Genomic DNA, 2,538 nt, shown 5'->3' with positions numbered 1-2,538 from the left:
AGATCTGTCTGCGAGTTCTTCGGCTGTGATATACCCGGGCGGCTGGTTGGTTTCAGGCTCCGGATCAATTCTCTGACCGTAGTTGCCCAGTAGCAACAAAGTCGGATTCCTGAAATGGGGAAATTTGTAAAGGTCTACATCCCAGTTATTGATTAGATAAACAGTTTCAGGTTGCTGAGGAATGGTTCTCGCCGTTTCAAACAGATGATAGTAGATGGGGGAATCCCCAATGCAAATCTCGATTGTATCTAATGCTCCTAGGATTTTTGGAGTGGGCGATCGCACCAAAGCTCCTACATTAAATAACCTTTGTCCTAAGTCAAACATTTGGCGACAGGTCGGACACGCTTCAACTCCATCTCCACCTAATGGTTTTAGATCTTCTGTGTCGTCCCGATGGCAGACTTTGCAGGGTTCATGGGCAGTTTTGGGTTTCAAGAGTTGATCAAGCTGTTGATCAAACTTACGATTTTTCTGAACTGCCAGCTTTTTAATCACACACTCCCAGTGGTCAGCAAATTTTTTTTGACCAATTTCTTCTTTAGCAAAGTTGTGGCAGTCTAAGCTCAGGAATACTTTACCTTGAAAGGCATCAAGCAACCAATCATTGGCTTGATTACGAATTGCACAAATCATTTCGGCAGTTGCCTCTGTTGCGGGTGCTAGTAGATATAGGTTTCCACCTCCCGCATAGATAACACTTGCTCGAGGCAATGCTAACTGACCTAAAAGCTGCTGAACAATTTCTTCGGTTACCAGTTCGAGCGTAAAGCTACGGGCGCGTAGGGACTTTAGCGCACCATCTGATGAAATAGTGTAGATAAAATCTTGAATACCTGATAGGTCTGCGGCAACAAGGCAAAGCTGGCTAACCTGAGGATTGTCTGCCAAAGCAGCCGCCACCGCAGCCGTTGCCCTCACCTGATCAAACAAGGCAACATTAGCCTGACCAAAGCTGAGGTACGAACCATACTTTTCCAGAATCAGCATCAACAGGGGAAGTTGTTCCCAATCGTGGTCAGTTAAATCTTCTAGGGTTTGTTTAACCTGTTGTCGTAAGGCATCAACTTGCTGTTCAGTCGGCGGCTGGGTTAAAGGGTAAGGGATAGGTGGATATTGCTTTTGAGGATCGTGAACATTGTTACAATTGTTGATTGCCCATGCTGGCCAGTAGAGTACTTTAGTCGTTTGGGCTTGCTCCTGCTCTAGATGAATGGCATCAAAAATCACCTGCAAAGCATCAATTTTTTCGTGGCTGGGCCAGGCAGTTAATTTTTTGGCAGTGGCGATCGCATCAACGCTAGCCATTCCAGTCTCGGAAGGTGCACGTACCACATTTGCACCAGACCATTCAGAGAAGATTGTTAAAGACTCTTGAAATATCTGGAGTGTAGTTGAGTAAGACAAATTTTGCCAAGAAGGGGAATTGACCATACCCCGTTCCCTAAAACTGAAGAATTTCATTTAATACACTCAGCAACTTGGGATCATTCCGACTCTGCATAGGAAATGTGGAACACCCTGGTGGAGTTGGTGATTATACGTTAACAACGGCTAGGCAAAGCAGGACTAGCAGCGACCTGTTTCTGCCTCTCAATGAATCTGGCATCCACCTAGTACAGTGTGCATTTTAAGGCAGGAATTCAAACCAAAACCTACACTGCACATCAAAATCTCGACACTAGAAAAGGGCAAGGGAGAGCAGTAGAATGCTAAACCCTTGCCCCAGAAATGCTCTGCTAGCTCGATTTAAAGCCAAAAGCTACCCTAAGACCGACTATCCTGCACTCAAGGCAGAAGGACAAATTTAGTTCTCGGCAGAAGATTTTCTCTAGAACTCTAGCAAAAGTGATGAGGACTTCCTGAGCTACATCTTTCCACCTTCTAGAGCTGCGGACATCACGGAAGCGATCAGCCCTTTGTTTTTGCTCTTCTTGGGAATATTCAATCTGTAGGTCGGTATCATCAGAATACTTAGAAAATCCATGGCCAAGTTCTGACCACTTGCATCTATTTTTCATGCAGTTATTACTTAAATTAAAGTACATGAGTAAAGTATAACTCAAGTTTTAAAAATGAGCACTGAGTTAAAACCTTGTGTCAAGTGCTAATATAGCTCAAGAACTGATCAAATCACCTCCCCAGACGGGGATCGAAGCGTTGCTTCTGTTAGGTCAGTACCTTCGTAATACTTCACGCCAATCTCATCCCCGCAAGGGGAAGTTAAGGAAGCTAACCTAATAGTCTTAGTGTTCGGTGCCTGTCTCATGTGTCCACTGGCTAGAGTGTTTGTAGCTTGCGATGCCAGTGCTGATGGGCGATCGCCAGCGAGAGAATTCATTTTTGGCAACGCTGCGCAACTGACGATTGCACCAGTTGCGCCATGCTTGCGCCAAGTCTGGGAATTGATGGAAGTGAGCGATCGCCCCGGCTGCTTCAGGCAAAATTGGAGCGTTCAGCGGCGGACGGTTATCCTGCCAGGACAGACCATGCAGCCGGAAGAGCTGATCCAGGGCAAGCTTGGGAGCCACCTTCACC

Annotated in this window: 2 protein-coding genes; both read right to left on the bottom strand. The window is 46.0% G+C overall.

The features are described 5' to 3' along the window. Positions 1 to 1,308, bottom strand: a 1,308-nt coding sequence (locus tag NZ772_17160) for a type III-A CRISPR-associated protein Cas10/Csm1 (GenBank protein MCS6815286.1), incomplete at its 3' end; no start/stop codon positions are given. A gap of 938 nt (positions 1,309 to 2,246) precedes the next feature. Further along, the coding region (locus NZ772_17155; GenBank protein MCS6815285.1) for a hypothetical protein at positions 2,247 to 2,538 on the bottom strand (292 nt) is incomplete at its 5' end.

Source organism: Cyanobacteriota bacterium (assembly GCA_025054735.1).
Classification (GTDB): domain Bacteria; phylum Cyanobacteriota; class Cyanobacteriia; order SKYG9; family SKYG9; genus SKYG9.
Note: the sequence above shows the minus strand (reverse complement) of the source record. Positions and strands in the feature narration are given on the sequence as shown.